This window comes from Gemmatimonadales bacterium (genome assembly GCA_036279355.1).
Classification (GTDB): Bacteria; Gemmatimonadota; Gemmatimonadetes; order Gemmatimonadales; family GWC2-71-9; genus DASQPE01.
Window position 1 is genome coordinate 101,612 of the sequence record DASUJH010000028.1, and the last position, 22,278, is coordinate 123,889.

General features: G+C 69.0%; 17 protein-coding genes. 12 read left to right on the forward strand and 5 right to left on the reverse strand.

Translation table 11 applies throughout. The features are described from left to right. Positions 1-7 precede the first annotated feature (7 nt). Positions 8-2,677: a protein kinase gene (locus tag VFW66_07980; protein ID HEX5386619.1), complete on the forward strand. Its 2,670-nt coding sequence runs from the start codon at positions 8-10 to the stop codon at positions 2,675-2,677. Between the two features lie 13 nt (positions 2,678-2,690). Then, entirely contained in the window at positions 2,691-3,476 is a 786-nt protein-coding gene (locus VFW66_07985; GenBank protein HEX5386620.1) for a hypothetical protein, read from the forward strand. Between the two features lie 32 nt (positions 3,477-3,508). On the opposite strand, the gene VFW66_07990 is transcribed toward VFW66_07985, so the two are convergent. Next, complete coding sequence (locus VFW66_07990; protein HEX5386621.1) at positions 3,509-4,786, reverse strand: methyl-accepting chemotaxis protein; 1,278 nt, start codon at positions 4,784-4,786, stop codon at positions 3,509-3,511. 92 nt (positions 4,787-4,878) lie between these two features. Between VFW66_07990 and leuS the strand changes: the two genes are divergently transcribed. Continuing rightward, positions 4,879-7,398 carry a leucine--tRNA ligase gene (gene leuS / locus VFW66_07995; GenBank protein ID HEX5386622.1) on the forward strand — a complete coding sequence of 840 codons (2,520 nt, stop codon included), beginning with the start codon at positions 4,879-4,881 and terminating at the stop codon, positions 7,396-7,398. A gap of 284 nt (positions 7,399-7,682) precedes the next feature. Here the strand turns inward: leuS and VFW66_08000 are convergent, their stop codons facing one another. Together VFW66_08000 and VFW66_08005 are read right to left on the reverse strand one after the other, a co-directional pair. Further along, positions 7,683-10,349: a serine/threonine-protein kinase gene (locus tag VFW66_08000; GenBank protein HEX5386623.1), complete on the reverse strand. Its 2,667-nt coding sequence runs from the start codon at positions 10,347-10,349 to the stop codon at positions 7,683-7,685. Further along, complete coding sequence (locus tag VFW66_08005) at positions 10,346-10,930, reverse strand: sigma-70 family RNA polymerase sigma factor (GenBank protein ID HEX5386624.1); 585 nt, start codon at positions 10,928-10,930, stop codon at positions 10,346-10,348. Before VFW66_08005 ends, VFW66_08000 begins: the two co-directional genes overlap by 4 nt. A gap of 421 nt (positions 10,931-11,351) precedes the next feature. Between VFW66_08005 and VFW66_08010 the strand changes: the two genes are divergently transcribed. From VFW66_08010 to VFW66_08050, 9 genes are all read left to right on the forward strand, one after another. After that, positions 11,352-11,957 (forward strand): hypothetical protein, encoded by a 606-nt coding sequence (locus VFW66_08010; protein ID HEX5386625.1) that lies wholly within the window; start codon positions 11,352-11,354, stop codon positions 11,955-11,957. Positions 11,958-11,973: 16 nt separating this feature from the next. Continuing rightward, entirely contained in the window at positions 11,974-12,786 is an 813-nt protein-coding gene (locus tag VFW66_08015; GenBank protein ID HEX5386626.1) for a hypothetical protein, read from the forward strand. 153 nt (positions 12,787-12,939) lie between these two features. Next, complete coding sequence (locus VFW66_08020) at positions 12,940-14,112, forward strand: OmpA family protein (protein HEX5386627.1); 1,173 nt, start codon at positions 12,940-12,942, stop codon at positions 14,110-14,112. A gap of 136 nt (positions 14,113-14,248) precedes the next feature. Next, positions 14,249-14,680 carry a hypothetical protein gene (locus VFW66_08025; GenBank protein HEX5386628.1) on the forward strand — a complete coding sequence of 144 codons (432 nt, stop codon included), beginning with the start codon at positions 14,249-14,251 and terminating at the stop codon, positions 14,678-14,680. Positions 14,681-14,682: 2 nt separating this feature from the next. Continuing rightward, positions 14,683-15,861: a hypothetical protein gene (locus tag VFW66_08030; protein HEX5386629.1), complete on the forward strand. Its 1,179-nt coding sequence runs from the start codon at positions 14,683-14,685 to the stop codon at positions 15,859-15,861. A 39-nt stretch (positions 15,862-15,900) separates the two neighbouring features. Next, complete coding sequence (locus VFW66_08035; GenBank protein HEX5386630.1) at positions 15,901-16,857, forward strand: hypothetical protein; 957 nt, start codon at positions 15,901-15,903, stop codon at positions 16,855-16,857. 39 nt (positions 16,858-16,896) lie between these two features. After that, positions 16,897-17,421, forward strand: coding sequence for a hypothetical protein (locus VFW66_08040; GenBank protein ID HEX5386631.1), 525 nt, complete (start codon positions 16,897-16,899; stop codon positions 17,419-17,421). Between the two features lie 28 nt (positions 17,422-17,449). Beyond that, positions 17,450-18,109 (forward strand): hypothetical protein, encoded by a 660-nt coding sequence (locus tag VFW66_08045; GenBank protein ID HEX5386632.1) that lies wholly within the window; start codon positions 17,450-17,452, stop codon positions 18,107-18,109. Between the two features lie 165 nt (positions 18,110-18,274). Then, complete coding sequence (locus VFW66_08050; GenBank protein ID HEX5386633.1) at positions 18,275-18,634, forward strand: hypothetical protein; 360 nt, start codon at positions 18,275-18,277, stop codon at positions 18,632-18,634. A 206-nt stretch (positions 18,635-18,840) separates the two neighbouring features. Here VFW66_08050 and VFW66_08055 read toward each other — a convergent pair whose 3' ends face one another. Beyond that, complete coding sequence (locus tag VFW66_08055; protein HEX5386634.1) at positions 18,841-19,980, reverse strand: multicopper oxidase domain-containing protein; 1,140 nt, start codon at positions 19,978-19,980, stop codon at positions 18,841-18,843. 655 nt (positions 19,981-20,635) lie between these two features. After that, positions 20,636-22,237, reverse strand: a complete 1,602-nt coding sequence (locus VFW66_08060; protein HEX5386635.1) for a S8 family serine peptidase — start codon at positions 22,235-22,237, stop codon at positions 20,636-20,638. Positions 22,238-22,278 lie beyond the last annotated feature (41 nt).

The window sequence follows — 22,278 nt, forward strand, 5'->3', positions numbered from 1 at the left end:
GCCGTCGGTGCTGGAACTTCGTGAGCATGTGCGCAGCGAATTGGCGGACCGCTACGTCGTCGAACGTGCGGTCGGCCGCGGCGGTATGGCCACCGTCTTCATCGCGCACGACCTCAAGCACGACCGCCTCGTCGCGCTCAAGCTCCTCCACCCGGAGCTCGCCGCCTCGCTCGGCCCCGAGCGCTTCCAGCGCGAGATCCGCTTTGCCGCGCGGCTCCAGCACCCGCACGTCCTGAGCGTGTACGACTCGGGGGAAACCGCGGGGCAGCTCTGGTTCACCATGCCCTACGTCGAGGGCGAGAGCCTGCGCGAGCGCCTCGAGCGCGAGCATCAGCTCCCGGTGGACGAGGCCTGCCAGATCGCCCGGCAGGCGGCGGCCGCGCTCCAGTACGCGCACGAGCACGGCGTGGTGCATCGCGACGTGAAGCCCGCCAACCTGATGCTCACCCGCGACGGCACCACCCTCGTCGCCGATTTCGGGATTGCGCGGGCACTCGACGGCGTCGACCACGACGACCTCACCGAGCCCGGCGTGAGCGTCGGCACGCCGGCCTACATGAGCCCCGAGCAGGCGAGCGGCGCCCGCGAGATCGGCCCCGCGAGCGACGTGTACTCGCTCGGCTGCGTGCTGTACGAGATGCTCGCGGGCGAGCCGCCGTATCCGGGCCTCACGCCGCAGACGATTTTCGCGAAGCGGATCAGCGATCCGGTGCCGAGCGTGCGCCGCCTCCGCCGCACCGTGCCCGAGGCGGTGGACCACGCGGTCTTGCGTGCGCTTGCCCGCGATCCCGCCGACCGCTTCGGCTCGGCGGCGGAATTCGCCCGCGCGCTCACCGCAGATCTGGCGGCCCCTGCCTCCGAACGCCGGTGGCCGGGTCTCGCCGCCGTGCTGCCGGCCGCGGCGGTCGCGCTGCTGCTGCTTCTGGGCGGCGTCGCGCTCTGGCGCCAGGATCATACGGCGCGCGCCGGCGAAGAGGCCGGGGCCATGGGTGCCGCCACCGCGCCCGTCCGGCTCGCCGTGCTGCCGTTCGACAACCGCGGCGACTCGGCCGACCGTTACTTCGCGGACGGCGTCACCGACGCCGTGCGGGGCAAGCTCGCCCGGCTGCACGGGCTGCAGGTGATCGCGAGCGCGAGCACGCGGCACTACAGCGGCTCGGCCAAACCGCCGGAACAGATCGCGCGCGAGCTCGGGGTGGATTACCTGCTGGTTGGGACGATCCATCGGATTCCGGATCCGCGCGCCGCGGCCGCGAGCTCCCGCGCCGAGGAGGCCGCCCGCGTGCAGGTGAGCCCCGAGCTCGTGCGCATCGCGCCGAGCGGCGCGGCGGTGACTGCGTGGCAGCAGCCTTACGAGGCCGCGCTCCCCGACATCTTCCGGGTGCAGGCCGATATCGCGGGACACGTCGCCCAGACGCTCGGCGTGGCAATGGGCGAGACCGAGCGGCGCATGCTGGCCCGCGCGCCCACCGCAAGCGTTCCCGCCTACGACGCCTTTCTCCACGGCGAGGCGATTTCCGGCAGGCTGGGCGAGAGCGATCCCGCCACGCTCCAGCGTGCCCTTGGCTACTACGAGCAGGCCGTCGTGCTCGACTCCGCCCTCGCACCCGCGTGGGCCCAGCTCTCGCGAGTTCACAGTTTTCGCTTCAACAACGGGGTACGGGACTCGGTCGAAATCGCGCGCGCGCGCGCGGCCGCCGAGCGCGCCGTCGCTCTTGCGCCGAACGCCCCCGAGGGCCGGCTCGCCCTGGGTGACTACGAGCGCTACGTCCGCGGCGATCTGGCCCGTGCCGCGGAGGACTACCGGCTCGGCCGCACGGCGGCTCCCAACAGCGCCGAGTTGCTGGGCGCGGTCGCGGGCACCGAGCAGAGCCTGGGGCGCTGGGACGAAGCGCTGGCGCACTATCGCGAGGCGCTCGCGCTCGATCCGAGATCGGTGCGCGCCGCGCGCCGGCTTGCGCGCACCCTCATCTGGCTACGCCGCTACCCGGAAGCTGAGGCCGCGCTCGAGCGATGGCGCGCGCTCTCGCCCACGTCGATCCAGTTGCTCCAGCAGCAAGTCATGCTCGCGCTCGCCCGGGGCGATTTGCGCGGCGCGCGCGCCATCCTCGACGGTGCGCCCCCCGACATGGACCCGGGCACGCTCTACGCCTATCTCGCCACGTACGGCGATCTCTACTGGGTGCTGAACGCGGATCAGCAGCGCGTGCTCCTCAAGCTTCCGGTCGAGTACTTCGGAGGCAATCAGGGCAACCGCGCGCTCGCCCTGGCCGAGGCCCACGCGCTTCGCGGCGAGCATGCGGCCGCAAGAGTGTACGCCGACTCCGCGCGCGACGCCTTCGAGCGGCAGCTCACGGTGACGCCGGACGATCCGGAGTCCGTCGCGCTGCTCGGGCTCGCGCTCGCCTATGGCGGTCACGCCGCCGAGGCCATCGCTCAAGGCCGGCGCGCCGTCGCCCTCCGCCCATTGGCCGAGGATGCCGACGATGGCGCGTACTATCAGCACCAGCTGGCCCGCATTTACCTGCTCGCTGGCCGCCCCGACGATGCGCTCGATCAGCTTGAGCCGCTGCTGCGCGTTCCCTGCTATCTGTCGCCGGGCTGGCTGCGCGTCGACCCCACCTTTGCCCCGCTCCACCGCCGGCCGGAGTTCCGCCGGCTCGTGGATGCGCGCTGAGGCGCCTCGCCTGATGCAGGCGCTCGCGTCGGCCGCCGCGCTCGTGCTCGCGTTCGCCCTGACCTGCGCCGTCCGCCCGGCCTCCGCGCAGACCGCGGACGACGTCGTGGAGCGGGCCGTCGCCGCGCGCGGCGGCGCCGATCGCATCAAGGCGATGCACTCCCAGCGGCTCTCGGGCAAGATCGCGTACGATGGCGACGCGCCAGGGCCGTTCATGGTCGAGATGGAGCGGCCGGGGCGCATGCGCGAGCAGGTGACGAGGCAGGGAACGACGGTCGTGCGCACGACGGACGGCAAGTCGGGGTGGGTGCTCGACCCCTCGAGCCGCTCGAGCGAGGCACACCCGATCGACGGCGACGAGCTCAAGTCGATGGCCGGGAGCGCCGACTTCGAGGGTCCTCTGGTGGACTACAAGGCCAAGGGCAACAGCGTCGCTCTCGAGGGCAAGGAGCACGTGGACGGCCACGACGCGTTCAAGCTCAAGATCACGCTACCCGACAGCAGCGTCCGCTACGATTACATCGACAGCCGCACGTTCCTCGAGGTGCGGCGCGACGAAACCGTCCGGCGCAACGGTCAGGACGTCGTGGTGGAGTCGCACTTCCGGGAGTACCGAAGCGTCAACGGGGTGATGGTGCCGTTCGATATCGAGTCCGGCGCCCAGGGGTCGCGCCACAAGCGGCGGATCCTCCTCGACGATGTCGACATCAACGCCCACATCGCTGACGCGGACTTCGGCAAGCCCCCGCGCGCGCGACCTTCCCCGCCGCCGACTCCAGCGGACACCGCAACCCGCTAGCCGCTCGTTGCGACTGGTGGCCTGAGCGGCGGCTACTCCAGGCGGAACCGGCTCGCCGCGGCCGAGAACTGCTCTCCCGCCGTCGCGAGGCGCGACGCGGAGCTCGAGATCTCCTCGGTGGAGGCGTTGAGCTCCTCGGCTGCCGCCGCAATCTCCTCGGCCGCCGCGGCGTAGTCTTCGGTTCCCGCGGACACCTCGCGCATCCGGCCCGCGATGCCCTCGACCAAACCTCGCACCTCCTCCGCCGACGCCGAGATGCGCCGGGTCCAGTGGTCGTTCTGCTCGGCATCCTCCACCACGCCCTGCAGGCCCTCGGCGGCCGCGTGCGCGGCCTCCCGTGCGGCGATCCCGCTCTGGCCGAGCCGGAGCAACCGCTCGCGCGCCGTGCGCACCCGCTCGAGCACGCTCTGGACCGTGGTGCTCGTCGCCGTCGCCGACTGGGCCGCCTGGTCGGCCAGCTTCCTGACCTCCTCGGCCACGACGCTGAACCCGCGCCCCTCCTCGCCGGCACGCGCCGCCTCGATGGAGGCGTTGAGTGCGAGCATGTGCGTCCGCTTGGCGATCGACTTGGTCTGGGCCACGAACTTTTCGATCTCGCTCGAGGCCGCGGCCAGGGCCTCCGCCTCCGTCGCGCCCCGCTCGCTCTCCTCGGCGAGCTGGGCCAGTTGGGTGGTGCTCGCATCGAGCCGCTCGCGATGCCCTTTGGCAGACCGGACCAGCGCGGCATTCCGCTCGGCCGCCTGGGTGGCGCCGGCGGCCAGCTCCTGCGCAATGCCGAGGATCTTGAGCGTGTCCTCGGCCGCGGCGCGCACGATGACGGCCTGCTGGTTGGCCCGCTCGGTCAGGTCGCCGGTGGTGCCCGCGACCTGCTCGGTCGAGGCGGTCATCTGCTCGGTCGAAGCGGCGATCTCCTCCGAGAGCGCCGCCGCCTCGTGCGCGTGCGCATGCATGGCGCCCACCAGCTCGCGGAGCTGCCGCACCATGGTGGCAATCGATTTGGAGAGGGCGTCATCGGCGCCGCCGCTCAGGGCCACCGTGAGATCGCCCTGCGCCACCTTACTTGCCACCCTGGCGGCGATCCCGGTCTGCCGTAGCACGCGCGAGAGGAGCAGCCGCACCAGCACCTGCTCGAGCAGCACGCCCACGAGGAACACCGCGCCGGCGCCGCCGGCCACCGCAGCCGGAGCGGCGCCGCCCGGCTCGCGGCAGGCGAGCCAGAGCGCGACGCCGGCGGTCGCGGCCAGCAGGGCCGACGCGCCCAAGCCGATCAGGTGAAGCTGCCGTACGAAGCCCCGGGGCGAGGATGCCATGTGTCCGGTGGTATGTGGTGGGGGAGCCGCCGGAAGTTAGAGAAGCGGTGCTCGCGCGGGCAAGGCGGCCCCCGTTGTAGATTTCGCGTCCTATGTCCCGCACCGAACCGACCACGCCCGGCGTCCGCGCCGACGGCGCCTACCACCCCGACGCCGTCGAAGCCAAATGGCAGGCCCGCTGGGCCGAGCGCCACACCAACGAGCCCGATCTCGAGCGCGCCCGCCGGCCGTTCTACAACCTGATGATGTTTCCCTATCCCTCGGCCGAGGGCTTGCACGTGGGGAACATGTTTGCGTTTACGGGGAGCGACGTTTACGGCCGCTTCCAGCGCCTCCGTGGCTACGACGTCTTCGAGCCGATGGGTTTCGATGCGTTCGGCATCCACAGCGAGAACTATGCGATCAAGGTCGGCGTCAATCCGGCCGAGCTCATCCCGCGCAATATCGAGAACTTCCGCCGCCAGCTGAAGCGCATCGGCGGCATGTTCGACTGGCGCCACCAGCTCTCGACCACCGATCCCGATTACTACCGGTGGACCCAGTGGATCTTCCTGCAGCTCTACCGGGCGGGAAAGGCGTACAAGCGGCGCGCGGCCGTGAACTGGTGCCCGAACGACAAGACCGTGCTCGCCAACGAGCAGGTGATCAACGGCCACTGCGAGCGCTGCGGCGCCGCGGTCGAACAGCGCATGCTCGACCAGTGGTTCTTCCGCATTACCGAGTACGCAGATCGATTGCTTGCCGATCTCGACGACCGCTCCAGGATGGACTGGTCCGAGAGCACCGTCACGGCGCAGCGCAACTGGCTCGGCCGCTCGGAGGGCGCGGAAATCGACTTTCCGGTCGATGGCGGCCAGGCCGACGGCTCGGAGGATACGCCGGCCATCCGGGTCTACACCACGCGCCCCGACACCATATTCGGCGCCACGTTCATGGTGCTGGCGCCGGAGCACCCGCTGGTCGACGCGCTCACGGCGCCGGGCCAGCGGGACGCGGTGGACGCATACCGCGCGCAGGCGGCCAAGCAGGACCTGGTCTCACGCAAGGTTGGCGAGCGCGACAAGACCGGCGTCTTTACCGGCGGCTATGCGACCAACCCGGCCACCGGCGCCCGCATTCCCGTCTGGATCGCCGATTACGTGCTGATGGAGTACGGCACCGGTGCCATCATGGCCGTGCCGGCGCACGACGAGCGCGACTTCGAGTTCGCCCGGAAGTTCGGGCTCGACGTGGTGCCGGTGATCGCCGAGCCCGGCGGATCTGCTGACGCCCCGGCGGGCGGGTCAGCCGGCACGCTGGACGCGGCCTACACCGACACGGAGATGGGTCGTCTCGTCAACTCCGCCCGATTCACCGGGCTGTCGGTGCCCGATGGCAAGCGCGCCATCACCGGGTGGCTCGAGTCGATCGGCGCCGGCCGTGGCGTCGCACAGTATCGTTTGCACGACTGGTGCATCTCACGCCAGCGCTACTGGGGGCCGCCGATCCCGATCATCTACTGCGACGCATGCGGCCCGGTGGCGGTGCCGGAGAAGGATCTGCCCGTCCTGCTTCCGATCATCGAGGACTTTCGCCCCGACGACAGCGGCGTCTCGCCGCTCGCGCGGCACGAGGAGTGGTACTACGCCGCGTGCCCCGAATGCGGCCGTCGCGGCCGCCGCGAGACCGATGTCTCCGACACCTTCCTCGACTCCTCGTGGTACTACCTGCGCTACCCGAGCACCGGCGACGACACGCAACCGTTCGACCCGGCGCTCACCCGCAAGTGGCTCCCGGTCACCGCTTACATCGGCGGCAACGAGCACGCGGTGCTGCATCTGCTCTATTCGCGGTTCATCTCGATGGTGCTGCACGAGCTGGGCTACATCGACTTCGACGAGCCGTTCCGGAAGTTCCGCGCGCACGGCCTCATCGTGAAGGACGGGGCCAAGATGTCGAAGAGCCGCGGCAACGTCGTGGTACCCGATGAGTACATCGCCAAATGGGGCGCCGACACGTTCCGGCTCTATCTCATGGGCCTGGGCCCGTTCCAGGAGGGCGGGGACTTCCGCGACGCCGGCATCAGCGGCCCGCGCCGCATGCTCGACAAGATCTGGCAGCTCGTAGCGGATTCGATCCGCGAGGACGCCTGCGGCGGCGAGATCCACCCGGAGATCCTTATCAAGTGGCACCGGACCAAGAAGAAGGTCACCGAGGACCTGGAGGAGCTCAAGTACAACACCGCCATCGCGGCGATCACCGAATTGCTGAACCTGATGCGCGAGGAGAACTGCCGCGAGCGCGAGGTGGTGGAGGAGATGGTGATCATGCTCGCGCCGCTGGCGCCGCACTTCGCCGAGGAGTGCTGGGAGCGGCTGGGGCACGACATGTCGGTTTTCGATGCGAAGTGGCCTCCGTGGGAAGAGCGGCTCACCATCGAGGACACGATCGAGCTGCCCGTCCAGATCAACGGGAAAACCCGCGCCAAGGTGCGCGTGCGGCGCGGCGCGGCGCAGGACGACGCGGTCTCCGCCGCGCTGGCTGATGCCGCGGTCAAGCGGTTCGTGGAAGGGAAGGAGGTCCGGAAGACGATTCTGGTGCCGGATCGGTTGCTGAGCCTGGTGGTGGGGTAGCGCGGGCTCCGCCACGCCCGGGCCGCCCGCTTCGGTCTCGCCAGGGTAGGAAGTGGTGCATGATCCGGAACCCGCCGGTAACGTTACCGCAACTCTGATTGCAGTCGAGGACGTTCAGCTCCGGGACGGATACGCTGGTGGCGATGGCCTGCGGCGCTGCATGCAGGCCTGAATCGTCTGTGTGAGGGCCTGGTAATTCCGGGAGCCGCCGGGTTCGCTGAAGCGCGCGCCCTTCTGATAATCCTCGGGCCACCTCAGGCGCTCGCAGCGGGCCGATCCGGCGTTCACTGCGATCGCCTGACCGCCGCCTCCGCCCGCGCGACCGCCTGCCTCGCAGCGGACACGCGGCCGGTATCCGTGGGGTTCACGAGTTTCCGCACCTCGAGGTCCGACCAGATCGCCGAGCTCTGCCGGTAGAGGTCGAGCGCGGTGCGCGCGCGCCGCCCCCGCTCCCTGCGGCCACCGCGCAGGGCCAGCGAGTCATACACTCCCGCCAGGTCGGAGTACGCGCCCGCCAGGTACCCGCGATAGCCCGCGTTTGAAGGATCGAGCGCCGTCTCGCGCATGAGCTCCGCCGCCCGTCCGCACTCCTCCTCGGCGCGTGCCGGCGCGAGCGCGGCCTCGGCGCGGCAGATCCCGGCCTGACTCTCGATGAACTGGAACCGCTTGAACACATTGGTCGAGTCGGTTCGGAAGTCCGCCGAGCGGATCGCGAGCGTCTGGCGGTAGCCCTCGAGCGCCGCGGCCGGCTGGCCGAGCTGGAGTCGCATGTCGCTCACCCGGGCGAGGTCGAAGGCGAGTCCGCTCCGCTTGGCGACGTTCCGGGGGTCGAGCGCGAGCTGCGCACTGTCGAGCGCCGCGTTCGACCGGTGGCGGGCCAGCGCCTCCTGGTAGCGCCCCATCTCGGCCAGGGCCATGCCGATCCAGTAATCGCTCGTGCCGAGCAGATGGAGGTAGTCGTCGTTGTGGGGAAACTCCGCCACGAGCCCGGCGCGGATTGCGCGGGCCCGCTCGAAGCTCGGGAGCGCGGCGGCCGCGCCCGAGATCTGGGCCAGCGCGTCGCCCAGGTGGTGGTGGGCGACCGAGAGCGCCCGCCTGAGGGCGGGGCTGCTCCGTTCCGATGGCGGCGCCCGCTCGAGTCTCGCGATCGCGGCGCGGTGCTGCTCGGCCGACGCCTGGGCCTCGCCGGTCTCGAGCAGGAGCACGCCCATTAGGTCATCGGCCGCGCCGAGCTCGAGCCGGAGCCCGGCGTCAAGCCGCGCAGTGCCGAGCGGCGCGAGCACCGCCTCGGCGCGCCGCGCGAGGGCCAGCGCGCCCTCCACGTCGCCGGTGTCGAACTGGAGCTGTCCCAGGTCCACCAGCACGCGCGCCAGCCCGCGCCGGCTCCGCGAGTCGGCTGAGTCGGCCGCGACCAGGCCCTCGAGGATCCGCACCGCCTTGCCGTAGCTCTTGAGCGCTCCTTTCGTGTCTCCCAGGTTGGCCGTGAGGTCGCCCCCCTGCAGGTCGCCCACACGCTGATACGCGCTCGCCAGCTCGCGCTGCAGCGAGCGGTCCCCCTGAGCCGCCCGTGCGAGCGTGTCCAGGTAGCGGAGTCCGTCCCGCACCAGCCGCTCGCGGATCGGCGTGGCGCCGGCGAGGTCCTTGATCGCGTCGTGATAGTCGAACAGCACGGCATGGGCGAGCTCGCGGACGTCGTTGAAGCGGCGCTCCGCGCGCGCCTGCGCGGCCCGCGCCTGGCGCGCCTCCCAGGCGATGCCGGCGGCGCCGATGACCAGCGCGAGCGCCAATAGCGTCGTCGTCGCCACGGCGGCAAGATGACGGCGGACGAACTTCCCGGCCCGGTAGCCGAACGTATCGGGCCGCGCGCGCACCGGCAGCCCCTCGAGATGACGGCGCACGTCGCCCGCGAACTGCTCCACCGAGGCGTACCGCCGGGCCGGCTCTTTCCGGAGCGCGGTGAGCAGGATGGTGTCGAGATCGCCGCGGAGTCGCTTGGCCAGGCCCGGTTCGATCCCCGCGGCAAGGCTCGGTCGTACCGGCTCGGTGGTGCAGATCGCCTCGGCGATGTCCTTGGGTGAGCGGCTCCGGGTGCGGTAGGGCAACCGCCCGGTCAGGAGCTCGTACAGCACGACGCCCAGCGAGTACACGTCGCTCGCGGTGGTGGCGTGACGCCCCTCGATCTGCTCGGGACTCGCGTACTCCGGCGTCAGCATGCGCAGCTCGGTGAGCGTGGACGCCGCGTCCGCATTCGGATCGAGCAGCCGCGCGATGCCGAAGTCCAGCAGCTTGGGCGTGCCGTCCGGCGTGACCAGGATGTTGGCGGGCTTGATGTCCCGGTGCACCACCAGGTGCTGGTGCGCGTAGCTCACCGCTCCCGAGACCTGCAGCCAATGGCCGAGCCTGGCCGCGGTGGAAAGTCGTCCGGCGTGCGCGTATTCGTCGATCCGCCGGCCGCCGATGTACTCCATCACGAAGTACGGCTGCCCATCGTCGGACGCGCCGCCGTCGAGGAGCCGCGCGATGTTGGGGTGCTCGAGCGAGGCGAGGATCTGCCGCTCGGCCCGGAACCGAGCCAGCACTTGGTCGGAGTCCATGCCGCGCTTGATGAGCTTGAGCGCGACCCGCTGCTCGAAGGCGCCATCCGCGCGCTCGGCGAGGTAGACGGCGCCCATGCCGCCGCGGCTGATCTCGCGCAGCAGCCGGTACGGCCCGAAGCGCCGGCCGGCGAACGCGGGTGGCTCGTCGTCAGGGCAGAGTCCCGCGGCGACGATCGCGGGCTGCTCCATCAGCCCTTCTTCGCGCGAGTGCGCCGCGACCAGGAGGGACGCCTCCGCCGCCAGCGCCGGATCGTCGGCGCAGCTCCGGCTGACGAAGTCCGCGCGCTCGTTGGCCGGGAGCGCGAGGGCGTGCTGGAACACGCTGTTGAGCCGCTCCCAGCGGGTCGAGGTCACCCGGCGGCTCCGTCGATGGCGGTATACAGCCAGGCCCGCGCGAAGGCCCACTCCCGCTCCACCGTGGCATCCGAGATCCCCAGCACCTCAGCGATCTCCCGGCCCGACAGTCCGCCGAAGAACTTGAGCTCCACCACCTGCGCCTTGCGCGGGTCGAGCGCCGTGAGCCGCTCGAGCGCCTGCTCGAGCGCGATCAGCTCCACCTCCGGGCGCCCGGACGGCGCCTCGACCAGGCTGAGCGAGACGAGCTCCGCACCGCCGCCGCGCTTCTGGGCCGCCCGGGCGCGGGCGTGGTCCACCAGGATCCGCCGCATGATCCCCGCGGCCACGCCGAGGAACTGCGCGCGGTTGCGCCAGTCCACCCGCCGCTGGTCGATGAGGCGCAGGTAGGCCTCGTGCACCAGCGCGGTGGGCTGCAGGGTGTGCCCCGTGCCCTCGTGGCTCACATAGAGGGCCGCGAGCCGGTGCAGCTCGTCGTAGAGGACGGGGAGCATCTGATCCAGGCCAGGCTTGTCGCCCCGGCCCAGCTCGAGGAGCCAGTCGGTGACGGCGGTGGTGCGCTCCGGGGCCGGATCGCTCATTGGGGTCGCTGAAGGAGTGACGGTGGTGCGTGCGGCTCCCGGGAGTTTACGGCGCAATTCGGGGTTGCTCAATAGGGCAGCATATGAGAACGGGAGGGGCGGCCCCGGGGCGCGGACCGGGCGAGCCTTGCAGTCGGACCAACTCCACCCGCCGGTTGCGGGCCCGGCCCGCGGGCGTGTCGTTCCGATCCTTGGGAGGCGACTCGGCGTAGCCCGCGGTCGTGAGCCGCGCGCCGTCGATGGCGAACGCCGTGCGTGCGGTCGTGACCGCGGCGGCGCGGCGGACGAGCGGAAAGGGGGAGTCGGCCTTTGTGAGGGAATTTCAGGCGCGATTTCGCGTTGGTCAATGGAGCCCGTTCGGACGAGGGAACCGTCGCCGGGGCGCCACCAATCAGCGCGCGAGTTGCGCAAGGAGATGCCCATGCTTTACGACGTGCTGCCCATGCTGATCGTGTTGCTCTCCAGCGGCGGGGATACCACACGCATCTGTCTGGCCCCGGCGAGCGTCGAGGCCAGCGTGGGCGACGCTACGACGGCCGCCAACGCGGTCCGCGATGCGTTCACCAGCTTCCTGACCGGTCCGTCGCTTCGTCCACAGTCACTCTCTGCCCGACTCGCCTCACAGGTGCGCGAAGAGGCCCGCCAGGCAACCTGTCCCTACCTCCTGCTCACCACCTTCAAGCACGAGCACAAGCGCAGCGGAGGGGGCGTCCTTGGCCGCATGGCTGCGGGTGCCGCCCAGCAGGGCGCTTGGGAAGCCGGGGTGACCAGCGGCTCGGCCGCGGGGCGGATCGCCGGGCAGGCGGCATACGGCGCTGCGGGACAGGCGGCCTACAACTATGCCTTCGCGGTGCACAACAATGACCAGCTCACCCTTGGATATCGGCTCGAGACCTCGGACGGCAAGGTGGTCGTCGAACAGCAAGTGAAGCGGAAAGCCAAATCCGACGGTGAGGACGTGCTGACTCCCTTGGTGCAGCAGGGTGCCGAAACGATAGTCGCCGCCATCGCGCGGCAGCATTCCTGAAGGAGGGTCTGCCACGATGACCATCTCGGGACGTGCGGGACTGCTGCTCATGGGAGCGCTCGTCACCCACCTGCTGAGTGCGGGCGGCGACGGTGTACACGTGTGCGTCGGAGCCGACCAGGTGCTCCGGCTCCAGCGTTCCGGCCGGTGCACGCCCGGCTCGACCGAATACGTGCTGGCGAAGGCGGAACCCGAGCAGCCCGACGCGCCGGACGATGTGAAGTCGGATGGCGACGTGCCGGCCTTGAAACGGCAGGTGGCCGCGCTATCGGAACAAGTGGCCGCGGCATCTCGCCAGGCTGCGTCGCGCACCGACGCGCTGGCCACCCAGGTCACGAGCCGCATCGTCGCCCCGTTCACCGTGGTAGATAAGGCGGGGAAGACCATTTTCGCCGTTCGTGCGGAGCCGCGTGGACTGGTGCTCATGGACAACCAGAGCCGAACGGTCGTCGCGGCGTCCGCCTTGGCTGATGGCGGCTTCATTAAGGCGCGCGACGGCACCGGAGCGCTCGAAACGGTCATGGGCGTCAATGGCAAATTCGCGGGGTTCGTCCTGCGCAAGGACGGAAAGGCGCGAGGATCGTTTGACGTCGCCGAAGACGGCAAGCCGATCCTCAACCTGTCGAACGCCAACTCCGTGACCGTGGTGGCGCTGACCCAGGAAGCGAGCGGCGGCGGTTACCTGCAGCTCGGTAACGCTGCGGGCGCCACGACCGTCGAGGCAGGCACGACGCCGAGCGGCGTGGGCTTGGTCCGAGCCTTCCCGCTCGGCAGCCCAGGAGCTGGCCTCGTCGGCATGCCGGGGACATTCATCCTTGGCCGGAAGTAGTGAGGCGCAGCATGTGGCCCGGTGCGCGCCTCGAGGCGCAAGAGCAAGAGCCCCGCATCACCCGCATGGGTGGTCTCCAAGCGCGGGCGACAAGCTCAACGCGACGTTCAGCCGCGAGATCGCGAGCGGCGTGTGGTTGGAAGGCGGCGTGAAGTGCCGGTCACCCCGCGCCAGTGGAGCCTCGTCATTGCGCTCGTAGGCACGTTCCCAAGCTCGGCCGCGCGGGCGCAGGACGGCGCGCGGCGAATCCCGCTGGTTCAGGGCCTGGTCCTCGGCTCGGTCCTCCACTCCCCGCGCGCCGAGCGCGAGGATGTCCTCGAGATCGCGAGCGCGGACACCAGCGGCGTCCACTACGCCTGGCACGAGCGGACGGTCACGGCCGAGGGCGATACCACGAGCGGTTTCCGCAAGCGTTTCGTCCGCGCGAACGACTTGGCCGGCGCGCCGCGGTTCGACGACATCTTCGGCAAGGACGAGGTGGACCGCCCCGGGTTCACCGCCCTCTCGGTGTCGTCCGCCGTCTATCGGCAATTGCGCGAGGTCGGCAGCACGCCATTCAGCATGATGGTTGGGCCGCAATCAGTGTCGGCGGCGGACCGGACTCCCGCGGCGTTCGGCGCGATGTTCGGCCAGCAGCGTACCCGCTACAAAGGAACGTTGAAGAGGGTCTCGGCCAATCCCGAGCCGTTCTCGCTGATCGTGAACGGCGAACGGGCAGCGGTGCCGGCGCTGCACCTGCATGGAGACTTCGCCAACGGACTCAAGCGGTCGGATTGGGAGCTCTGGGTGCTGGCCGACAGCGCTCACCCGCTGCTGCTCAAGTCCGTGTTTGGAGAGGACGTCTTCCAGATGGTGCGCGCCGATTTCCCCGTCGAGCCGCCGGCGGGCAAGGGCGCGCCACCCGAAGGCCACGCCATGCTGCCAGCCGGCGAGGGCACGCCCCCCGAACGACAAGCCATGATCCGGCAATTGAAAGAACGGTGCCGCCTGGAGCTGCCAGGCATCTATTTCGCGTTCGGCACCGCAGCCATCGATCCGATTTCCGACCGCGCGCTGTCCGAGCTCGCCCGCATCCTCGCGCAACATCCCGAGTGGACGTTCACCGTCGAAGGCCACACCGACAGCGTGGGGACCGCCGCCGCCAACCAGGCGCTCTCCCGGCGGCGCGCCGAGGCGGTGCGCGCGCGCCTGGCCGAGCGGCACGGCGTGGACACGCATGCGTGGGGTGCGGTCGGCTACGGCGCCACCCGGCCGAAGGAGTCGAACGCCACGATCGAGGGCCGCGCGCGCAACCGCCGGGTTGAGCTGGTCCGTGGCTGCCATTGACGCCGGCACGAACGGGCCAGAGCGAACTCAATGCTCACCGGAGGCCGCTATGTGGAAGAAAGCAGCTCTGAGCTCCGCCCTAGCCGCGACCTGCGCGTTCACTCCGGGAGCGATGCTGTCCGCGCAGTCCGCCCGCGTGGATGCGTGTTCCGTCCTCACCCGGGAGGAGATCAAGACTCTTTCGGGGAACCGCGACCCGGGTGCGCCCTCGCCAGGCAGCTACAAGGCGGGCGATCCCGTCACGACGTGCTACTGGCAGCGGACCAGCCCGCACAGCTCCGTCGTCCTCTGGTCCAACGTCAGTCCGAAGGAGCCCAAGGGTGCCGCGCTCAAGCAGGTGATCGACCACGGGAAGACGGCCCGGGCAGTCGCCGGACTCGGTGACGATGCGTTCTTCGTAGAGAGTGCCAAGGAGGCACCGGGCGGCGAGCTCTTTGTGCGGGTCGGCCACTGGCGGCTCTCGATTTATCGAGAAGCGGCCTCGCCGCTCGCGAAGTCTGAGTCGGTGCTGGCGACGCTGACGGCGCTCGCCCAGGCCGCCGTCCCCAAGCTGCGCCGGGCGGGGTGACCATGCCGGTCCTCATCTCGCGCATCCTGCCGCTCGCTGCACTCGCGCTGCTGCCGGCGTGCGACCGCGGTGCGAGCCCGGCCTCGGTCGCGACTGCCGGCTCCGTCAGCTCTGCCGCGGCCACCGAGGACACGCGCGACCGCGACCGGGCTCCCGCCGCCTCGGCGTCACCCGTCCGCACCGCCGCGCGCCCCCCTGACGCCTGCGGCTGGATCTCCGCCGCCGAGGTCGCGAAGATCGTCGGCCAGCTGACCGGAGCTCCGTATACGACCGACGACGGCTGCGTCTATCCGCTGCCGCTCGACACGGCCATTGCGCACCGGAACGATCAGTTGGCCGAGGTGCGTCGTCAGCTCGCGGCCCGGCTCGGCGAGTCGCCCTTCCCGCCGCCTGAGCCGGACACCAGCGGCGTAATCGTAGACGTCGAGGTATACAACGATCCGGCGGCGGCGCGCGGAGCGGGCGCGGCGTTGGCGAAGATCGGACACGACATGTGCGACGACTCCGCCAGCAAGAACATGCCGTGGTGCAGGGAGGCCGAGCGCCGCGCGGCGTCGCCCGTGCCTCCGCCTCCCGGATGGGATAGGTCCAACGACCCGCCCTCACAATCGTTCTTTGGCCAGCTTGGACATATCACCGTCCGCGTGAGGGTGCACGGGGCCGAGGTGACGCGCGAGCAGAGCATCGTGATCGCCAACCACATCCGCGACGCCATTCCCGACCTCCCGTTCCCGGCGACGAAGCCCCCCGCCGCCGCCGGTCCCGATCCCTGCGTCCTGCTCAAGGTGGAGGAGGTCGAACCGGTGCTCGGCAAGCTGGTCGTGCCGCCGTATCGCTCCGATGAGGAAACGCCGCTGGCAATGACCCAAGGCAAGAGCTGCACGTACTTCACGGCCGGACACCACGCACTCGTCCTGACACCGACTTGGGAGTACGGCGGCATGGCCTTCGACGGGATGCGCGCGATCGGTGGACTGATCGAGCGGGTCGCACCGGTCCTGCACGACGGCGCGGCAGACACCCTCGATAGCGGGCCTTGGGAAGACGCCGCCGGTGATCCCGCGACCGGCCAGCTCTACTTCCTCAAGGGCGACCGCGCCCTCGAGCTGGGCTTTCTCGTCTCCTCGACCGACTTCGACGGCGCGGTGCGGCTCGCGCGCATCGCCGTCGGACGGCTGTGATCACCACCACCCGATCAAACGAGGTTCAGGAGGTAGCATATGCCTTCCGCATCCAGGTCGTTGAAACTCGTCCTGGTCACCGTGGTCCTCGGCGCCTGCGGGAACGGCGCATCGGGCCAGGCGACGTCCGCCGCAACCAAGCGGGGTGGCCCACAGTCCTACTGCCCCTCGTTCAAAGACGTGAGTACGGCGGCGGGATTTCCCGTCACCTTGCAGGTCGCGGGCGGGAGCCCGGACAGTTATCTCTGCGACTATGAGATGACCGGTCGCTACCGGGGTACCACTATCGAGCTGAGGAGCAATCCGGCCTCGTTGGCCGAGGATGTCTTCAGCAAGGTCAAGAAATCGGCGAAGGTCACGAACGGCGCCGATGCCGAACGGATCGACGTCGGCTCCGGGGGATGGGCGTACGGCGGCGGCGGGAGCGAGGCCGCCGCGGTCGGCGGCGGCCACGTCTTCCACGTCGCGCTCCAGAGCAGCCCCCTGTCCAGCATCGGGGACCAGAAGGATGCGCTGGTGCGCATCCTCAAGCTGGCGCTCCAGACGACGCCGGGAGTTCAACCCGGGTCGGGGCCGAACGTCTGCTCGCTAGCCACCAGCGCCGAATTCGACGAGGCGTACGAGGTTGACCCGCAGATGCGCGGCTTTGCCTCGGATCCAATGGCGACCGACATGTCGTGGGGCCCGCATTGCGACTACGACGGCGGGTCGATCGACCTGATTCAGACCAAGCCGCTGGATAAGGAGCTCGACCGGGTGCTCGAGTTGCTGAAGGCCGGTAAGCAACCACGGCTGCCGGTCGCGGGGCTTGGGCAGCGCGCGTTCTTTACGATCATTTCCCCGGACGACGAGAACAACCGCCGAGGCTTTCTCGCGGTCTATGCCGGCCCGCGGATCGTGGCGTTCAGCATGATGTCGCACGGCCACGAGGGGCTCGAAGCGACGCGGCCGCGGCTCGAGCGGTTTGCCAAGCTGGTGCTGCCGCGGGTCAAGTGACCCGTGACACCGATCGCACACTCAGCCAGGGGAACCGCGATGTCTTGTGTCATACGCCTCGGCGCACTGGTCGCGCTCGCATCGGTCAGCGCCGCTTTGCCCGCTGCGGCGCAAGGTGCCAAAGCGCGCTTCACGCTCACCGGCGGGCCGCAGGCGGGCAGCTACGAGATGACCGTCGGCCCCGTATGCGAGAGCTTCGAGGCCGGTTCGGAGGACCATGGGTTCGGCGCGGACTTCGTCGCCGACGCTCCCCCCGGATGGCACCGGCGCACGAGTCCGCCGTACCTCTCCCATATGTGGTTCAGCACACCGCGAATCCGGAGTCCCAGGCCCGACGAGTTCTGGCTCGCCGTCGTCTTCACCAAGGGGACTACGCCCGAGACGGAGATCAAGTACGAAGTGTTCACCATTCCGGCGGAGCGGGATCCGCACCCGGAGCATGCCAAGCAGATCACCGGGCATGGAGAAGCGAAGGTGCAGCGGAGCGCCGGCGGCTTCAGCGCGACGTTCCGCGGCGAGACCGCGGACGGCGTCCGGATCGAGGGGAGTCTGCAGTGCGAGTAGCGCGCTCGCGCCGTCGCGGGGAGGAGCAATGAAGAAGGTCGCCATCGGATGCGTCGTGCTGCTGGTCCTCCTCGGCGCGGGCGGGGTCGCGGGCTCCTACTTCGTCTATCACAAGGTGAGCTCGACGGTGAGCGGCTTCGCGGAGCTCCGTCGGATCCCCGAGCTTGAGCGGTCGGTCCGCAACCAGGCGACCTATGTGCCGCCGGCCTCCGGCGAGCCGAGCGAGGCGCAGTTGCAGCAGTTGCTCCAGGTGCAGGCGGCGGTCGCGCAGCGCCTCGGCGACGAGGGGCAGCGCCTCGAGCGCACCTACCACGAGTACCTGCGGGACGAGCACCGCGCGACCGCGGCCGACCTGCCCGCACTCGTCAGCGCGTATCGCGACCTCGCTGTGGGCTACGTGAGGGGCAAGCGCGCGCAGATCGACGCGCTCAACGACGTCGGCTTTTCGCTCAAGGAGTACCGCTGGGTGCGCGGCCAGGTTTACGCGGCGCTCGACATGCGGATCGTAGAGCTCGACCTGCCGCGGCTCTTCGCTGAGGCGGAAAAGGGCCGCGTCCCGCGCCTCGCCGAGGGGGGGACGATGCCGGCCGGCCGCGCTCCGGCGCCGTCGGCGGCAACGCGCAAGCTCGTCGCGCCATACCGGAAGCGGCTGGAGCAGGCAGCGCCGCTGGCGTTCGTCGGGCTGTGAGCGCCACGACCGCCTGCGCCGCGGGTCACCGATCGCGTGCGCTGACCCGCGTGGATCTCCTCATCGCCTTTCTGTCAGCGCCACATGACGGGAAATGCCCGCGTTCGGCGCGTTCCTCAGTACCGGGCACCCATACCGACCCGCCGAACCACAGGAGGAGCTTCCATGGACACCCCCATGTCAGCGGCCGCAGCGCCATCGCTCGTGACCAAGGACCGCATCGCCGCAATCGTCAGCTACGTCACCCTCATCGGATTCATCGTCGCGATTTTCATGCACCAGAAGCACAAGACGGACGTCGGCGCCTTCCACCTGCGCCAGATGCTGGGACTGCTGCTGACGTCCGCTGCGGCGTCGGTCTGCGCAATCGTGCCGATCCTTGGCTGGCTCGTCTGGCTTCTCGTGCTCCTGGGCCTCTTTCCCCTCTGGATCATCGGCCTTGTCGCCGCGGTCCGCGGCGCCGTACGGCCGGTGCCGATCCTCGGCGCGCATTACCAGCGGTGGTTCGCCGGCGCGTTCGGCTGAGCGCGGGCGCCGGCCGCGGCACTACCAGCGCGGCGAACCGCTCTAGCCGCGACGGGGTCAATCGAGCCATTCCTTAAGATGGGCATTCAGCGTCGCCCACGCGGCGGAGCGGGCCGAGGAGCGGGTCTGGATCGCGTGTGCAATCTTCCTCGCGCTCGGGGCGATCGTGGCGGCGATGCTCAATCGGTAGCGGCGGCGCACCGCGGCTAACGCGCCGCCAGCGGCTCCATCACCCGGAACGTCGCCTGCATCCCGGCGTCGTTGTGCGGCGCCACGTGGCAGTGGAAGAGCCAGACGCCCGGATTGTCCGGCACCATGTCCGCCACTTCCATCCCCATGGCGCCCAAATTCAGCACGTCCGTCCGCATGTGGTGCGACACCACCGTCTGGCCGTGCCAGTGCGGCGCGTGGATCTCGAAGTTGGTGGAGCTGAATACGTACCAGCGCACCCGCTCGCCCACCTGCATGGTGAGGCCCGGCGTGTGGCCGAACGAGTACCCGTTGATGCTCTCCTTGAGATTGCTGAGATAGAACGGGTCCGCGAAGGTGGCGCGGCGCGGGATCTTCGTCGTGTCCATCGCATACCGGCGCACGTTGTCGTCGAAGTACAGGCTCGTGTTCTCGTCCACCTCCGCGAACAGCGTCACGAACTCGCGATCCACGTCCTTCGGCGTGCCGTCCGGCCGCGCCGCCCCTCGCGCCGTCACGATGATCGGTCCGATCAGCCCCGCGTTGACGTCGCCCGTCTCGGCGGTGTGCGAATGGTACATCCAGAACACCGAGCTCCCTTCGCCCGGCGCCGGCCCCGCCCGCTCGGGCACCGGCCACACGTACACGTGCGTGGCCCCGGGCGGCACGCCGTCGTCGGCCTGATCGGCCCCCGACGTCCCGTCCGCGTACGGCGCCCCCTCCGAGTCCTTGAGGTAGAACACGCCGTGCGGATGCATGCTGAAGGGATGGTCCGCCTGGTTGCGGAAGACCACGCGGATGGTGTCGCCGACGCTGGCACGGAGGAGGGGCCCCAGCATCCCGAGGTGCTCCCAGGCCGGCGGCCGCGGCTTGAGCGTCGTGAACGTGCTGTCGGTGTACTCGCGGTAGACGGCCTTCTTGAACACGTGGCCCAGCCGGTCCGGCCGCCGCTCGGTGAACTCGAGCGCGAACCCCTCGAACGGCTTGCCCGTGATGCCGTTCACGCCGCCCGGCGTGTAGTCCCACGTGACCGTGTCGGCAGCGACGTAGTAGGTGTGGGTGCGTCCGGCCGGCGGCTGACCGAGATAGAGCCACGCCGCGCCGGCGAGGCCGGCGAAAGAGAACATGGCCACCGCACCGTTTGCTCTCGACGCCATAGGCCCTCCGGGGTGGAGGTACGCCGTTCAGTTCTTCGGGGAACAGCCTGCAAGCCCAAAATCGGTTCCGTCGCGGCCGATCCATCAGCGGTATCCAGCCATTTTCGACCGAGCGGTCAGGTGCACCTTCCGGCTGAGCCTTGCAAGCAGATTACCGTGTCGGCGGCGACGGTATCGATGATCGCGGTTCCGTCCGATCGCAGAAATCGATATCGAACCCGAATGCGTGTGCTATCAGCCTCTGGCCGTAGCGGTCCTACTCGTCCGTCCACCAGGTATCGTCCCATTGCGATCAAGCATACGAAGCCAGCCGGCGGCGGTCTCCGCGTTAGCTCGATCTCCACCGCATCGACTTGGGAGTCGACGACGTTCGCATTGATTTTTCCGCAGAGCTCCGGGGCGTACAGCGCCGCATGCAGTTCGAGGGTCGTTCGATCCGCTGCCGGCGCGAGCCAAGCATGAACCTCGCGAGTCTCGCCTTGCTCTGAGCGCACGTCCAGGCCAGTGACACGAGTGGGGAGAGATGCGCTGCGTGAGCGCGCGATTGGCGGCGCGCAGCTTGACACAGCCACAACCATTAGGATTGTAAGAAGCGTCGAACGCATCGAGAGACCGAACTTTGAGCCAATTCCATCATCAGTCGGTGAGCATGACATCAACATGGGTTCGTATTCGTGGAGACTTGGTTCTGGAAGCAGCCGCAACCCGTGCACCCTGGGGGTGGAGGCAGCGGAGTGGGCTCAGGAGGCGGAGGCGGCTTCACTTGAACCAGCAGTGGGACTTCATTCGCCGTATCGGCAAACGATGTCGCTGTTGCGCGCAGGTACATGTTATACGATGCATTTGCAGGAAAGGTCCTTGTGTACGTTGGGCCCGTTCCCACAAGTTGGTATGGTCCCCCATTCACTGACACCGACCACCGGTAGTTGGTCCAACTGCCATCGCCCCCGAAACGGTTGAGGGCCCAAATAGCCGAAGTAGATGTACTAGCATCAGTCGTTATCACGTTCGGCCCTTGGTAATCGACGTAGCGAAACAGAGAGTTCGCAAACCGGTTGGGTGATCCATTGAGAGAAGCTACCGCGAGGCTTGGAGTAGCGGCAAGATCAACGATGGCCTCCGCACGCCATGCGAATTGAGCCGCGGGTTCGGCACTCGCGATTTGTTGCATCATGCCCGCCACAATGCCCGTTACCAGCGGCGCCGCTGAAGAGGTGCCGCCGAATGTGAGCGCTGCACCTGGACCAGCACTGCTCGCGGCGCGCACTTGGATGCCTGGTGCAAATAGGTCGATGCACGTCCCGTAAGGTGAATCGTCGGTGCGGCTAAGATTTTGGTTGGCCCCGCCAACCACAATCACATGATATTCTGTGTTCGTCGGATCGCTACACGCGTCAGGCGTGGACAGAGAGCCGGCAGCCTTCACGACTGGTATGCGCGCCGCGAGTACGTTGGCAGTCGCCGTCTTGATCATGTAAGTGCCGCCAATGCTCATGTTGACGACGGCGGGCCGAATTGCATTTGCAGCAACCCAGTTGAGTGCGTTGACCACATCGGATTCAGCCGCTGTTGCCCCGCTTCGAATGACGCGGAGGGAATGAAGGGTCGCGTTCTTCGCAACGCCATACGTGCGGCCCCCCGCCAGGGACGCAACGGCAGTACCATGGTTTGAAAGGTCCTGGTACGGATCATCAGGGGCTGAGGGGCCTATGAATGTCTTGCCGGGCCCCAACCGACCGGTAAACTCCGTGTGATCTCCTCGAATGCCGGTGTCGATTATGTAGACGTGGACGCCAGTGCCTGGGTAGAAATAGTTGAAGCGAAAGTCCTGGCTGCCCACCCGCTGATCTAACAAGTCAAGGGCCCAGAGACTTCCATCGGTGGGGAGCAACTGCGTCGACAAGAGGGGGACGACATGGTCGGTATCAACGGCTGAAACGAGTGGGTTGGAGCGCAGTGCCGCAAGTAGTGCTGGCTTCGCGTTGATCACCACGAAGGACTTCGTCCCCATCACGTCCATATATTTTCTAACACCAATCACCGCGGCCAGCGAGTCGGATATGCGCGAAGCATTGGTCACGCCGCTCGCCAACGTGATTATCCACCTGTTTGCGATCGATTCCGGTGCAGCGCCTGCAGATACAAGTGCTGGGGTGGTGGGTTCGCTGTTCGACGGTGCGACGGTATCCGATCCGCATGCAAATATGCCGCTCACCAGAAGGATGAAGGGCCAGCCCACCGACCGAAGTCGCAGCATGGTTCACCTCCCCGAGTTCCGCTGCAATTGCTTCCCAGCAT

Bases quoted from the DNA above. Each gene is read 5' to 3' on its own strand.
- VFW66_07985 (HEX5386620.1), top strand. From the start codon at position 2,691: ATGCAGGCGCTCGCGTCGGCCGCCGCGCTCGTGCTCGCGTTCGCCCTG.
- VFW66_07990 (HEX5386621.1), bottom strand. From the start codon at position 4,786: ATGGCATCCTCGCCCCGGGGCTTCGTACGGCAGCTTCACCTGATCGGC.
- leuS (HEX5386622.1), top strand. From the start codon at position 4,879: ATGTCCCGCACCGAACCGACCACGCCCGGCGTCCGCGCCGACGGCGCC.
- VFW66_08005 (HEX5386624.1), bottom strand. From the start codon at position 10,930: ATGAGCGATCCGGCCCCGGAGCGCACCACCGCCGTCACCGACTGGCTC.
- VFW66_08010 (HEX5386625.1), top strand. From the start codon at position 11,352: ATGCTTTACGACGTGCTGCCCATGCTGATCGTGTTGCTCTCCAGCGGC.
- VFW66_08015 (HEX5386626.1), top strand. From the start codon at position 11,974: ATGACCATCTCGGGACGTGCGGGACTGCTGCTCATGGGAGCGCTCGTC.
- VFW66_08030 (HEX5386629.1), top strand. From the start codon at position 14,683: ATGCCGGTCCTCATCTCGCGCATCCTGCCGCTCGCTGCACTCGCGCTG.
- VFW66_08035 (HEX5386630.1), top strand. From the start codon at position 15,901: ATGCCTTCCGCATCCAGGTCGTTGAAACTCGTCCTGGTCACCGTGGTC.
- VFW66_08040 (HEX5386631.1), top strand. From the start codon at position 16,897: ATGTCTTGTGTCATACGCCTCGGCGCACTGGTCGCGCTCGCATCGGTC.
- VFW66_08045 (HEX5386632.1), top strand. From the start codon at position 17,450: ATGAAGAAGGTCGCCATCGGATGCGTCGTGCTGCTGGTCCTCCTCGGC.
- VFW66_08050 (HEX5386633.1), top strand. From the start codon at position 18,275: ATGGACACCCCCATGTCAGCGGCCGCAGCGCCATCGCTCGTGACCAAG.
- VFW66_08055 (HEX5386634.1), bottom strand. From the start codon at position 19,980: ATGGCGTCGAGAGCAAACGGTGCGGTGGCCATGTTCTCTTTCGCCGGC.
- VFW66_08060 (HEX5386635.1), bottom strand. From the start codon at position 22,237: ATGCTGCGACTTCGGTCGGTGGGCTGGCCCTTCATCCTTCTGGTGAGC.